General features: G+C 70.6%; 9 protein-coding genes and 1 pseudogene. 6 read left to right on the plus strand and 4 right to left on the minus strand.

Features of this window, described 5'->3' with window-relative positions:
* Positions 1 to 196: 196 nt before the first annotated feature.
* On the minus strand, positions 197 to 955 hold the full coding sequence (locus ACIRP2_RS12305; RefSeq protein WP_404249486.1) for a polysaccharide deacetylase family protein: 759 nt from the start codon (positions 953 to 955) through the stop codon (positions 197 to 199).
* A 226-nt stretch (positions 956 to 1181) separates the two neighbouring features.
* Positions 1182 to 2039 (minus strand): lysozyme, encoded by an 858-nt coding sequence (locus ACIRP2_RS12310; RefSeq protein WP_404249092.1) that lies wholly within the window; start codon positions 2037 to 2039, stop codon positions 1182 to 1184.
* Between the two features lie 227 nt (positions 2040 to 2266).
* Between ACIRP2_RS12310 and ACIRP2_RS12315 the strand changes: the two genes are divergently transcribed.
* On the plus strand, positions 2267 to 2764 hold the full coding sequence (locus ACIRP2_RS12315; RefSeq protein ID WP_391741761.1) for a MarR family winged helix-turn-helix transcriptional regulator: 498 nt from the start codon (positions 2267 to 2269) through the stop codon (positions 2762 to 2764).
* 48 nt (positions 2765 to 2812) lie between these two features.
* Here ACIRP2_RS12315 and ACIRP2_RS12320 read toward each other — a convergent pair whose 3' ends face one another.
* Complete coding sequence (locus ACIRP2_RS12320; protein WP_404249094.1) at positions 2813 to 3598, minus strand: hypothetical protein; 786 nt, start codon at positions 3596 to 3598, stop codon at positions 2813 to 2815.
* A 364-nt stretch (positions 3599 to 3962) separates the two neighbouring features.
* On the opposite strand from ACIRP2_RS12320, the gene ACIRP2_RS12325 reads away from it, so the two are divergent.
* From ACIRP2_RS12325 to ACIRP2_RS12345, 5 genes are all read left to right on the plus strand, one after another.
* Complete coding sequence (locus ACIRP2_RS12325) at positions 3963 to 6884, plus strand: nitrate- and nitrite sensing domain-containing protein (RefSeq protein WP_404249096.1); 2922 nt, start codon at positions 3963 to 3965, stop codon at positions 6882 to 6884.
* Positions 6881 to 7360 carry a roadblock/LC7 domain-containing protein gene (locus ACIRP2_RS12330; RefSeq protein WP_376272056.1) on the plus strand — a complete coding sequence of 160 codons (480 nt, stop codon included), beginning with the start codon at positions 6881 to 6883 and terminating at the stop codon, positions 7358 to 7360. The genes ACIRP2_RS12325 and ACIRP2_RS12330 overlap by 4 nt, the downstream gene beginning before the upstream one ends.
* On the plus strand, positions 7357 to 7770 hold the full coding sequence (locus ACIRP2_RS12335) for a DUF742 domain-containing protein (protein WP_351077864.1): 414 nt from the start codon (positions 7357 to 7359) through the stop codon (positions 7768 to 7770). Before ACIRP2_RS12330 ends, ACIRP2_RS12335 begins: the two co-directional genes overlap by 4 nt.
* The gene (locus ACIRP2_RS12340) at positions 7751 to 8401 is read left to right on the plus strand and encodes a GTP-binding protein (RefSeq protein WP_404249099.1); all 651 of its coding nucleotides are present in this window, start codon (positions 7751 to 7753) and stop codon (positions 8399 to 8401) included. Before ACIRP2_RS12335 ends, ACIRP2_RS12340 begins: the two co-directional genes overlap by 20 nt.
* A gap of 335 nt (positions 8402 to 8736) precedes the next feature.
* Complete coding sequence (locus ACIRP2_RS12345; RefSeq protein WP_404249101.1) at positions 8737 to 9975, plus strand: styrene monooxygenase/indole monooxygenase family protein; 1239 nt, start codon at positions 8737 to 8739, stop codon at positions 9973 to 9975.
* A gap of 736 nt (positions 9976 to 10711) precedes the next feature.
* Here the strand turns inward: ACIRP2_RS12345 and ACIRP2_RS12350 are convergent.
* A pseudogene (locus tag ACIRP2_RS12350) lies at positions 10712 to 12140 on the minus strand (DUF6177 family protein).
* Positions 12141 to 12159: the final 19 nt, after the last annotated feature.

The raw sequence follows: 12159 nt of genomic DNA on the forward strand, positions 1-12159 counted from the left end.
CCGGTACGGACGGCCCGCCTCCCCGGCAACGGGTGGGCGGGCCGTTCCACGTGGGACGGCGGGTCGGCCCACGAAGGACCGCACGGCGAGCGGGGCACCGAAGGCCGCGACGGCCCGGCGACTTCCCCGGCGGCGGACGCCGGTACGGGCACCGGTGCGGGTGCGGCCGGTGGGCCTCGTCGCCGGCGAGCCGGGCTCAGGGGCGGTAGATCGTCCCCGGGACGGGCTCGGCGGGCGCCATCAGCTGCGGGACGGTGACAAAGGTGTAGCCCTGCTTCTTCAGCGCGTCGATGATGCCCGGCACCGCGGGCACCGTCCCCTTGTAGATGTCGTGCAGCAGGATGATGCCGTCCTTGCTCGCCTGGTCCAGGATGCGCTTCTCGATCAGCGCCGAATCGGTGGTGGAGTAGTCCTTGGCGGTGGCGCTCCACAGGATCTGGGAGAGCCCCAGGTCCTCGCTGATCCCCGAGACGGTGTCGTCGGTGCGGCCCTGCGGCGGGCGCATCAGCCGCGGCTTCTTGCCGGTGATCTCCGCTATCGCGTCCTGCGCCTTCTCCAGCTCGGCGCGTATCTCGGCGGGCTTCTTGTCCGTCAGGATCGCGTGGGACCAGGTGTGGTTGGCCACCTCGTGCCCCTCGGCCGCGAGCCTGCGCACGGTGTCGGGGTGCTTCTTGACGTGGTTCTTGCCCAGCAGGAAGAAGGTCGCGTGCACCTTCTTCTCCTTGAGGATGTCCAGCAGGTGCGGGGTGTCCTCGCTGGGTCCCGCGTCGAAGGTCAGGGCAATGCACTTGGCCTTGCGGCAGTCCACCGGACCGAAGGAGCCCTTGGCGTCGGAGCCCGCGTCTCCACGTGCCGAGGCCGGTGCGGTGGTCTGCATGGAGCAGCCGCTCAGCGTCAGGGTGAGTGCCGTCACCAGGGCAGCGGCCAACCCCGCACCGATCGACTTCGTCTTCATGGGCAAGGCGGGTCACTCCTCCGTGGCTGAACAGAGCACGCGATGTGCGGCGGAGAAGGACTATACACACGGCGTATACACCGGATTTATAGGGGTGTCCGGTGCCTGCGCGGAGGCCGAACGGCCTGGTCATGGGAGCGAACAGGGTGGAGCCCCCGGTGGCTGGGTGGGTCACCGGGGGCTCGGTCGTGCGAAGCGGTGTGCCGCGCGGCAGCGGCGGGCCGGCTCAGCCGTTGGCGAGGGCCTGTACGCGGTCGAGCGCGCCGTTGAAGTGGCTGTGGTCGCCGACGTAGGGGCCGGACGAGGTGTACTGCCACATCGTGTAGTAGCCCCAGCCGGCCGGGAGTTCGCCGACCGTGCTGTTGTACCGGGCCACCCACAGCGGGTTGGTGGTCCCGAAGCTCGCGTTGTTCCCGGTGCAGGTCTGCCACCAGCTGGTCGCGGTGTAGATGACCGCGTCGCGTCCGGTGCGCGCCCTGTAGGTGTTCACGAAGTCACGGATCCACGACACCATGGCGGCCTGGCTCAGGCCGTAGCACTGGTCGCCGTACGGGTTCCACTCGATGTCGAGCGCGCCCGGAAGGGTCTTGCCGTCCTTGGACCAGCCGCCCCCGTGGTCCACGAAGTAGTTGGCCTGGACGGCGCCGCTCGTGGTGTTCGGGGTGGCGAAGTGGTACGAACCCCGGATCATGCCGACGTTGTACGAGCCGTTGTACTGCTGGGCGAAGTACGGGTTCGTGTAGTAAGTGCCCTCGGTGGCCTTGGTGTAGGCCCACTTCACACCGCTGTTCCAGAGGGTGGGCCAGTCGACGTTGCCCTGGTAGCTGGCGACGTCCACGCCTTCGGTCTGGGCGGCGAGGGTGTTGCGCGGCAGTCCGCCCTGGCCGTCGTGGGCGGCGACACCCATGCCCATGGTAGCCGTGCCCCGTGCGGGCTTCTTGGCCGCGGCGGCGGAGTCGTGGGCGTCCGCGGCGCTCGCCGCGCCGGGCAGGGTGAGGAGGAGGGAAAGGGCTGCGAGCAGGGTTCCGGCCGCCGCGAAGCGCGAGCGGCGGGACGTTCCGGATCCGGATCTGAGCACCGGCATGTGAGTGCCTCCGAGGCCTTGGTGGGGGGACGCGCTGATCCCAGGGGGACGCCGGGCGCACCCCTGTCGGCATGTCATGGTGTGGACATGCCATGCATGACGCTACGCACGTAGACCTGTGCTGCGAAAGGGGGCCTGGGCGCCGCCGTTGGTCTACGCCTGCGAAATACTGGCCAAGCTGCGGCGATGACCAGCGGCGAAAGAAACTTTCAGCGGCAGGAAAGCTCATGAGGGGTGTTGACGTGCACGGGAGCGAAAGCGGTAGTGAACCCGGCGCGACCGGAGAAAGTGGTGTGGACCACGCATTCCTGGCCCTGGAGCGGGAGTTGGCCGTCTTCCTGCGGCGGGCACGGGCCAACTCCGGGGAGATGGCGCGCGAGGTGCATCCCGAACTGGAGGCCGCCGCGTACGGACTTCTCGTCCGGCTGGAGTCGGCCGGACGGCAACGGGCCACCGATCTGGCCGCCTACTTCGGCGTCGGCAAGGCGACCATGAGCCGTCAACTCCGCGCCCTGGAGGACCTCGGACTGGTGGCGCGCGAGCCCGACCCGGCCGACGGCCGCGCCCATCTCGTCCACCTCACCGCCGAGGGGCTCGCCCGCTACCGCAGCGTCCGCGACGCCCGCCGCGAGCGCTATGTGCGCAAGCTCGCAGACTGGGACCGGGCCGAGGTGGCCGAACTGGCCCGGCTGTTGCATCACCTGAACGCCCGCGCCGAGGGCTGACGTCCGCGCCGGCCCGCTCCCCGCGGCACGTCCCCGTCCCGGTGCGGCTCACAGCACCGCGTAGACCGCCGTCGCGTCGTCATGGGTCTTGCTGCGGCGCAGGCGCGTGCGCTCCGTGTCCGCGTCCTCCAGGGCCCGGACGCGGTCGATCAGCCCCTGCGTCCCCTCCTTGTGGAGCACCCCGATGCAGTCCGCCCAGTCGCCTTCGCGGAACATCTCGGTCCAGCGGGCCGCCCCGTCGGTCAGCGCGGCGAGCGCCCGCACCCGGTCGGCGGGGGTGCGCCCGGTGACCGCACGGGCCGCCACGGACGGATCCGCGGCGGCGGTGAAGAAGCCGCCCTCCTTGTTCCGTGCCCGTGCGTCGGCGATCGCCTCGCTGGCGAGCGTGCCCGGTGGCAGGTGGTCCAGCCGGTCGTCGAGCAGGGGGCGCACGCTTCCGTCGGGAGCCTCGATCAGCAGTACGGAATCGGACAGTACGAGGTGCTCGATCTCGCGTTCGTCCCAGCGCGCCATGACGACCGTCGCCTGCGGTGTCCGCACGTGAGAAAGGTCACACAGGGAGCGATGCGTGTCGGCGGTGCGCCGAATGGACTCGGCCAGGATCTCCTGGAGGGTCAGATCCCGCCGCGAACCGGACAGTTCCACCAGTGCGCCACCCAGTCGTGCGGTGAACCAGGGCACCGAGTGCACACAACCGTCGTCACCCCTCGGTGGGGTCACCCCGTCGAGCAGGACCAGCGCCCCGCCCTGGCCCGAAGCGGGGACGGTCGTGGCGGCCCAGTCCTCGTTCGGGCGGTCGGGGCTGCCGGCGGCGGTGGCGAGTTCGATGCGCATACGGCCAGTCTGCACGATGTCTTCACGAGCCCTGCATGAATCAGAATTGGCCTGTACCACCAGGTCAGGCGGGTCTTCGGAGCGGAAGGAATGGCTCCGGGCGGCGTGCGGGTGGGCATCCTGCCAAAGCCGGGGCGGAAGTTCCAGCCGAAGCACCAGGTGTGCCGGACGCGCCTCGGGGGGAGACTTGTTCGTCAACTCCGGAGTGATGTTCACTCGTTCAGGTGGCGGAGTGGTTGATGCGCGCCCCCCTCTCAAAAGCACTGGAATGGTCAGAAGCCGTACAGGGGTCGGGGTGCTCGTTCACATGTGATCGTGCGTCACCTCTGCTTCAAGGGCGGACGAGTCAAGATTGCGAGCACCGGTGCAGAAGAAGCGGCCTCGGAGCAAGGGCAGCAAGCACAGCGGTTCCGGGGTGACGCCACCGGTACCCGCCGAGAGCGAGGGCACCCGGCGCACCGTGCGCGTACGCAGCCGGCTGGTCGCCGGTGTCGCGGTGGTCGGCATCACCGTCATCGCCGCGGGCGCGCCCGCGGCCCTCAGCGCTTCCTCGGACCTGAACGAGTCGCAGCGGCTGGTCACTCTCGCTGAGCTGAACCAGCAGGCCATCGCGCTCGCCCATGCCCTCGCGGACGAGCGTGACGAGGTCACCGCCTACATCGCGGCCGGCCGTGACGAGCAGTCCGGCCCGTCGGCGAAGGACAAGGGCGGCTCCGGCAGCCGGAGCGCCCGCGTCGATCAGCAGGTGGACGAGATCAGGGACGCGGCCCCGGCCGCACTGCGCCGCGATCTCTCGACCATCCCCTCCCTGCGTCGCGACGCGCTCAGCGGCAAGGGCTCGGCGCTGCAGGCGCATCAGGCGTACTCCGAGGTCATCGCCAAGCTCCACGACCTCGCCGACGAGCTCGCCGAGAAGACCCCGCCGCGCGCCGCCGGGGCCACCCGCGCGCCGCTCGCGCTCGGCCGGGCCACCGAGCAGGCCTCCGCCACCCGTGGGCTGCTGCTCGCCGCGCTCTCCGTGCCCCGTCCCGTCACGACCCCGCAGATCGACCCGATCACCGGACTGCCCGTCCAGGCCCAGGACCAGGGCAGCAGCAAGGACGACCGCACCCGTGACGAGCTGAGCGCCGCCGCCCAGCAGGCCCGGGTCGGTGAACTCGCCTCGCTCGCCGACTTCGACCAGGCCGCGGGCACCACGGCCCGCGACAAGCTGTCGTCCACCGTCACCGGCCCCGAGGTCGACAGCGCGGACAAGTACCTCAACTCCCTCACCGACCGCCCCGAGCTGTCCGAATCCGACCAGCAGACCAACAGCAAAAAGGTCGCGGCGGCGCTCTCCGCCCGGATCGACCGGATGCGGGGTGTCGAGTCCGCCCTCGGCACCGCGCAGGTCCAGCGCCTGGAGCAACTGCGCGACGACGACGTCACCGCGCTCGAACTGCGGATCGCGCTGCTCGGCGGCTGTCTGCTGATCGCCGTCGGCGTCTCCACCGCCGTGGCCCGCACGCTCACCCAGCCGCTCGCCGTCCTGCGGATCGGTGCCGCCCGCCTCGTCGCCGAGCCCGACAACGCCGAGCCGATCCGCTACACCGGCCGCAACGACGAGTTCGCCCAGGTCGTGCGGTCCATCAACGCCCTGCACGGCAAGCTGCACGGACTGCTCCACCAGTTCAACGGCCGCTTCGAGAGCCTGCAGACCGAGCGTGCCGAGCTGATCGCCGGACGCGAGGCCCTCACCGTCCAGCGCGCCGAGCTCCAGGTCCTGACCTCCGACCTGACCGCCCAGTTGGAGCGGCTGAAGAACACGGTCCACCACACCTTCGTCAACCTCTCGCTGCGCACCCTCGGCCTCGTCGAGCGCCAGCTCGGCGTCATCGAGAGCCTGGAGGAGAAGGAGCACGATCCGGAGCGGCTGGCCACCCTCTTCAAGCTCGACCACATGGCCACGGTCATGCGCCGGCACAGCGAGAACATGCTGGTGCTCGCGGGCGCCGAGCACGGACACGGGCACGCGGGTCCGATCCCGCTGGTCGACGTGGCGCGCGCGGCCGTCTCCGAGATCGAGCGGTACGAACGGGTCACCATCCAGTCCCTGCCGCCGCACGCCCAGATCGCCGGTTTCGCCGCCGACGACCTCAGTCACCTCATCGCCGAACTCCTGGAGAACGCCACCTCCTTCTCGCCGCCGGACTCCCCTGTCCAGCTCTCCGGATGGCTGCTGGAGACCGGCGAGGTGATGCTCTCCGTCCAGGACGAGGGCATCGGGATGTCGGCCGAACGAATGGGCGAGCTCAACGCCCGGCTCGGCGACCCGACGCTCTTCGACGTGGGCGAGGCGGACGACAAGGGAGCGCCCGGGGCCGGACTCGGCCTCCAGGTCACCTCGCTGCTGGCCGCGCGCCACGGCGTACGGGTCCAGCTGCGCGACCACAAGGGCAGCGGGGTCACGGCCGTCGTCGTGCTGCCCAAGGTCCTGCTGCCGAAGGCGCCCCCGGCCGCCACGCCGCCGCCGGTGACGGTACCCGGGGAAGGGCCCGCGCTGAACCTGCCGGGCTCGGTCGCCGAGTCCAACTCCAACGCCCTGCCGACGCGTACGCTCGCCCTGTCCGGCGACCCGCTGATCGCCGCGGCCGAGCAGACGATCCGCGAGTCCGAAGCCGCCGCCGAGCCCGAGGCCGGGTCCGGGCAGGCGGCGCACGCCGCGCCCGCTCCGGCCCCCGCCGAGACCGCGGCCGAGACCACGATGCAGGTCCGGCTCCCGGTGGTGCCGGAATTTGCGGACGGCCCCGAGTCCACGACGCCGGACCCGTACGCCATCGGCCCCGACCGCCACGAGCGCACCGTCGACGAGTCCGCGGAGCCCCGTACCGCCCCGGCTCCCGCGGCACACACCGCACCGGCCCCCGCGCCCGCCCCGGAGCCGTACACCGCCCCCGCGCCCGTCGCCGACACCCTGCCGGGCCCCCGGCAGCCGGAGCAGGGACGCATCACGGACAAGGGGCTGCCCAAGCGCACTCCCAAGGTCGTGAAGCCCGCCACGGCACCCGCCTCCGAGCGCAAGGGAAGCCTGGACAAGGAGGCCCTGCGCCGTCGGCTCGGCGGCTTCCATCAGGGCGCGAAGGACGGCCGCCGGGACGTCGAGGCGGAAATCGCCGAGAGCACGGCGACCCAACCGTTCCCCGGAACCGCCGTACACCCCGCACATCCCGACCACAGTGAACCGGCCGACCGCAATGACGACCGAACCGATGAGACGGGGGACACAGTCGAGGAGGCACGCAGTTGACTGCGCCCAGCACATTCGGGCTGAGTACCGAGGCCCGGAACCTTCACTGGTTGCTCAGTAATTTGGTGGAGGAGGTGCCAGGGGTCCACTCGGTCACCGTCGTCTCGTCCGACGGGCTGATGCTGCTCTCCTCCGACCCCGGCCACCAGACCACCCGCGTCACCGGTCGGCAGGACGGTCCCAGGGGCTCCAGCGCCGACCTGGCGACCATCGTGTCCGGCATCGGCAGCCTCACCTCCGGCGCGGCCAAGCTGATGGACGGCGGTGGCGTCAAGCAGACCATGGTCGCCATGGACGAGGGCAGCGTCTTCGTCATGTCGATCAGCGACGGCTCGCTCCTCGGTGTGCACGCCACCCCGGACTGCGACATGAGCGTCATCGCGTATCACATGGCGCTCTTCGTCGGCCGAGCCGGACACGTACTCACCCCCGAACTCCGCAGTGAACTGCGCAAATCGATGGAGAGCACCCAGTGACGTCCGCTGCTGAACCCGCCCGCAGGCTGCCCGTCCGCGGGTCCGACCGAAGGCCCGCACGGGTCCGCCCGTACTCCCTCACCGGCGGCCGGACCCGCTTCGGCCACGTCCTGCTCGTCGAGACGTTCGTCGCCGCGCTCGAAGCACCCGAGGAACGCCGTGAACTGACCAACGGCAACCTGGCCACCCGCGTCATGCCGGAGCTCCAGGCCATCGTCGAACTCTGCCGCCGGATGCGTACGGTCGCGGAGATCTCCGCCCTGTTGAAGATGCCGCTCGGCGTGGTCCGGGTACTGCTCAGCGACTTGGCCGACCAGGGAAAGATCCGCGTGTACGGGACCGGTCACGGCACCGGCCAGCCCGACCGCGCACTGCTCGAAAGGGTGCTCAATGGACTCCGCCGTCTCTGAGTCGCCACTCTTCGCCCCGCGCCAGCCCGGGGCCAGGAATCAGGCCGAAGAATCGCTGCAGGCCTGGCAGTTGGATCACACCAGGGCCCCCATCGCCACGAAGATCGTGGTCGCGGGCGGGTTCGGCGTGGGCAAGACGACCTTCGTGGGGTCGGTCTCCGAGATCACTCCGCTGCAGACCGAAGCGATGATGACGCAGGCCAGCGAGGAGACCGACGATCTCACCGCGACGCCCGACAAGGTCACCACGACCGTCGCGATGGACTTCGGCCGGCTCACGCTCGACGACGACCTCGTGCTGTACGTGTTCGGCACACCGGGCCAGCAGCGTTTCTGGTTCATGTGGGACGACCTGGTGCGCGGCGCCATCGGCGCGGTCGTGCTCGCCGACACCCGCCGGCTCGCCGACTGCTTCCCCGCGCTCGACTACTTCGAGAGCTGCGGACTGCCGTACATCGTCGCCGTCAACCACTTCGAGGGCACGCCGGGGTACGAGGCCGAGGACGTCCGGGAGGCCCTGACCGTACCTCCGCACGTACCAATTGTGATCATGGACGCGCGTAACAGGATCACTGTCGTCGAGTCGCTGCTGGCCCTCGTGGGCCACGCTCTCGACGCCACCCCGGCCTAAGGGCTGTCCCGTGATCCCCGGCGGGCGCGCGGCGTCGGCTGCGGCACCTCGCCGCGTTGTCGGGACGTCCGCCTTGCGATGCACCGCTTCCGACGCCGCGCGCTGATCCACCAGGGATTGCGGGACAGTCCTTGGGCTGCGTCTTCGAGCTGCCGTCTGCCGCACGGCCTCCGGTCGAACGACGCCGGTCCGAAGTCACGTCCCAGGGCCTTTCGTTCGGATCGGGCCGGACCGGCGAGCAGGGCACGCGAGCCCGGCATGATCCAATCGAGAGGCCCTGGGAGCGCGCCGAAGCGCCCTCCCAGCTCGCACGTCACACGTAACGGAGAACCGCGATGCGGAAGATACTCATAGTCGGAGCCGGCCAGTCCGGTCTCCAGCTCGCCCTCGGACTGCAGTCCAGAGGCTACGAAGTCACCCTCATGTCCAACCGGACCGCCGACGAGATCCGTTCCGGCCGGGTCATGTCGACGCAGTGCATGTTCCACACGGCGCTGCAGTACGAGCGCGACTACCAGCTCAACTTCTGGGAGTCCCAGGCCCCGCGCATCGAGGGCCTCGGCGTCTCGGTCGCCGCGCCGGACTCCTCGCGCGCCATCGACTGGGTCGGCAAGCTGGACGGTTTCGCCCAGTCCATCGACCAGCGCGTGAAGATGGCCGGCTGGATGGAGACGTTCGCTCAGCGCGGCGGACAGCTCGTCATCCACGGTGCCGCCGTCTCGGACCTGGACTACTTCTCCCGCACCTACGACCTGGTGATGGTCTCCGCGGGCAAGGGTGAACTGGTCTCCATGTTCGGCCGGGACGCGTCCCGTTCGCCGTTCGACGCCCCGCAGCGCGCCCTGGCCGTCGCGTACGTCCACGGCATGGGCCCGCGCCCCGAGCACCCCGAGTTCGACGCGGTCCGCTGCAACCTGGTCCCCGGCGTCGGCGAGCTCTTCGTGATGCCGACCCTGACCACGTCCGGCCGCGCCGACATCCTGTTCTGGGAAGGCATTCCGGGCGGTCCGCTCGACGTGTTCCAGGGCATCAAGGACCCCTCCGAGCACCTCGCCATGACGCTGGAGCTCATGGAGCGTTTCCTGCCCTGGGAGTACGCCCGTGCCACCAAGGTCGAACTGACCGACGCCAACGGCACCCTGGCGGGCCGTTACGCCCCGACCGTCCGCAAGCCGATCGGCCGACTGCCCGGCGGCGGGCTGGTCCTCGGCGTGGGGGACGTGGTCGTCGCCAACGACCCGGTCACCGGCCAGGGCTCCAACACGGCCTCCAAGTGCGCGAACTCCTACCTGAACTCGATCATCGAGCACGGTGACCGCGAGTTCGACGCCGAGTGGATGCAGGCCACGTTCGACCGGCACTGGGAGAACACGCAGCACGTCGTGAAGTGGACCAACGCGATGCTCGGCGCCCCGCCGGAGCACGTGCTGAACCTGATCGGCGCCGCCGGCCAGATCCAGCCGGTCGCCGACCGCTTCGCCAACGGCTTCAACAACCCGGCGGACTTCGAGAACTTCTTCTTCGACCCGGAGAAGACCAACGCGTACCTGGCCGAGGTGTCGGGCGCCGCGTAACCGTCCGACCCGCGAAGCAGCGGTCGACGTCGGGGAGCGTCGGTGTCCGTGGGCCGTCCTGCGACGGCCCACGGACGGCCCGACGGGAGAGCTCGGCCGGCAAGCGGCGGCGGCTCCTTCCTGCCTCCCTCAGGCGCTCCCCGGCTGCGCCGGTCGCACGGCTAGAGCAAACATGCCGGATGCAAGCCGCTTTCCACATCTGCACGGACCTGTTCGTCGCCCTGGTTCACGGTCGTCCGTGGGCCGGGCCCGTGAGCCGTCCGCAAGAAGGCTGAACGGCTGCGAACACCCACGGATGAGGCCGCGAGTTCGCTCGGTCGGCACTTCCGAGCGCTGAGCTTGGGAATCACCCGGCACTCGGTCCATGTATAGCCTGTGACTGCGTGAACGCGCGCTGGTGGCCCCGTCCTGACGACGGATTCAGCCCTTTGGTGACCGTTGCCTACCGTCCCTTCTGGCGCGTTGTGGCACGGCCTGCTGTGTGGTGCCAGGGGAGACGCCGGGCGGGAGGGAGATCGCGTTGCCCGGCGCGGTGGTGTGGTTCGGCAGGATGCCTAGTTGTATGGGCGTCAGCTTGGCGTGCCGCCGTCCGCGTATCGGTTCCGAGGGCCTCGCCGGGCTGGTGGGCGGTAGAGCCGGGAAGCGGGGCGTCGTTCTTGTGCGGGGCACGCCGATTTCAGCACGTCCGTCTTCCGGTCGGACGCAGTGCGCGACCGAGCGCGCCGGGCGTGATTGTTCAGGCGGGCGGCGCCCCTCGCAGGTGGCGCATGAGCTGCTCGAGTGCGTGCCAGCTCTCGGCGGTCTCTCCGTCGCCGAGTGGGTAGTAGAAGCCGGGCCGGGCGCTCGGGCCCAGTTGCACCGGGCGTTCCTTGAGCGGTGTCCTGCTTGCGGTGTCGCGTCCTGCCTCCCGGGCCTCCGCGGGGCCGAGTACGAAAGCGTAGGGCAGTGGAGGGTGCTCGAAGTGGGGCGGGGTGCTCAGGTCCCGGCGTGCCGCGCGTAGTTGGCACAGCATGGTCTTCAGCCCGTGCCGGGTCACCAGTTCGTCGGCCAGATCCGGCAGTGTCTCCAGGGTCGGCTTCTCACCCTCACTGTGGCCCACGGTGAGGGTGATGTCCTCCTCCACGCCCTCCGGGGTGCGGATCACGCGCAGGGTGGCGACGGCGGGCCGGTCCGGGGCGCCGACGACCACCGTCCAGGTGGGCTGCGGGGCACGTTCGTAAGCCAGCTCGGTCAGCTGCCGCCTCGACCAGGCCAGACCGGCTGGCTCCGATGTCCCCCAGCCGGCCGGCGGGCCGCCGGTCAGCGCCTGCCAGGCGGGTTCCAGCGCGCCGCCGAGAACGAGGTCCGCCCTGGGAGGGTGCAGGGTGCGGAAGGAAACGATGAGCTGACGCTCGCCACTGGGCCGAACCTCCGCGAAGGCATCCGCCACCGGGGTCTCACCACTCTCGTCCCGAACCGGGGAGAAAGCGTCGTCCTGCCAGCGCAGTACCGCGCCGGTCAGCCCGTCGTAGTAGCCGCACCGTTCGTCCTGCACCACCCAGCGTGAGGGGGTGGACTGCAGCAGCATGCGGGTGGGCAGGGAGAGGCGGCTGTGCGGCGGGGTGACGATCTGCAGGGACCGGTCGCTCTCCACGGTGGCCCGCAGTGCCTCGGAGAGCCAGCTCGTCATGGGGACGACCGGCCGGTCCTGCAGGACGACGGCGGCTTCGTCGGTGAGCATGTCGACGGCCGGCTGGGCGGCGGCGTGCGCCGGTACGGCGGTGATGCCGGAGACATCGACCGGGCGGGCCGCACCGACGGTGCCGGGGGCATCCGGCGGCCAGACCCTGCCGCCCAGGAGCATGGTCAGCCGGGCTGCGAAGGCGCCCGCGAGCTGTTCGGCCTGGGGGGACGCCCGCAGCGGCGCGGGCCTCGACCCACCACGTCGGGCCGTCGCCGGACGGCTCGACGCCGGGCCCCAGCAGCCGGTCCGCCTCACCCTGTACCTGGAGCAGCAGCGGCACCTCGATGGAGACGAGTGGCCGACCCTCGGCGTCACACAGTTGGACCACGGCGCCCTCGCCGGTGGTCTCGACCTGCAGGTCCGGGCCGCCCGCGAGCAGGCCCGCCAGGACGCTCAGCGCGTCCGGCACGCGCTCGGTGAGCGCGATCACGTCCTTGGTCATGCGATGTTCCCCCAAATCA

It is taken from the genome of Streptomyces sp. NPDC101194 (assembly GCF_044767885.1).
Classification (GTDB): Bacteria; Actinomycetota; Actinomycetes; order Streptomycetales; family Streptomycetaceae; genus Streptomyces.

Bases quoted from the DNA above. Each gene is read 5' to 3' on its own strand.
- ACIRP2_RS12310 (WP_404249092.1), bottom strand. From the start codon at position 2,039: ATGCCGGTGCTCAGATCCGGATCCGGAACGTCCCGCCGCTCGCGCTTC.
- ACIRP2_RS12305 (WP_404249486.1), bottom strand. From the start codon at position 955: ATGAAGACGAAGTCGATCGGTGCGGGGTTGGCCGCTGCCCTGGTGACG.
- ACIRP2_RS12345 (WP_404249101.1), top strand. From the start codon at position 8,737: ATGCGGAAGATACTCATAGTCGGAGCCGGCCAGTCCGGTCTCCAGCTC.
- ACIRP2_RS12340 (WP_404249099.1), top strand. From the start codon at position 7,751: ATGGACTCCGCCGTCTCTGAGTCGCCACTCTTCGCCCCGCGCCAGCCC.
- ACIRP2_RS12320 (WP_404249094.1), bottom strand. From the start codon at position 3,598: ATGCGCATCGAACTCGCCACCGCCGCCGGCAGCCCCGACCGCCCGAAC.
- ACIRP2_RS12315 (WP_391741761.1), top strand. From the start codon at position 2,267: ATGAGGGGTGTTGACGTGCACGGGAGCGAAAGCGGTAGTGAACCCGGC.